Consider the following 494-nt stretch of genomic DNA (forward strand, 5'->3'; position numbering starts at 1 on the left):
CCTTCGGGAAGCGCAGCAGGGTGGGCGCGTCGTCCACGGCGACGGCCTCGCGGAGCTGGGCGCGCAGCTGGTCGGCGTCGCGCGGCGCGGCGATGCGCAGGCCGGGGACGGCCTGGAGCACCGACATGTCCCACATGCCGTTGTGGGAAGCCCCGTCGGTGCCGGTGACGCCGGCCCGGTCCAGTACGAAGGTGACGCCGCAGCGGTGCAGGGCCACGTCCATCAGGAGCTGGTCGAAGGCGCGGTTGAGGAAGGTGGCGTAGACGGCGACGACCGGGTGCAGTCCGCCGGTGGCGAGGCCCGCGGCGGACACGGCGGCGTGCTGCTCGGCGATGCCGACGTCCCACACCCGGTCCGGGAAGCGCTCGGCGAAGGGGCCGAGGCCGACCGGGTGGAGCATGGCGGCGGTGACGGCCACCACGTCCTCGCGTTCCTCGCCGATCCTGACGATCTCCTCGCCGAAGACGGAGGTCCAGGACGGCCCGCCGGAGGGG

The 494-nt window shown here is 74.5% G+C and carries 1 pseudogene; it reads right to left on the reverse strand.

The features are described from left to right. Positions 1-494: pseudogene (locus tag LPA54_RS36860) on the reverse strand (1-deoxy-D-xylulose-5-phosphate synthase); the annotation flags it as partial.

Origin of the sequence: Streptomyces sp. DH12, assembly GCF_020873895.1 — a bacterium.
Taxonomy (GTDB): domain Bacteria; phylum Actinomycetota; class Actinomycetes; order Streptomycetales; family Streptomycetaceae; genus Streptomyces.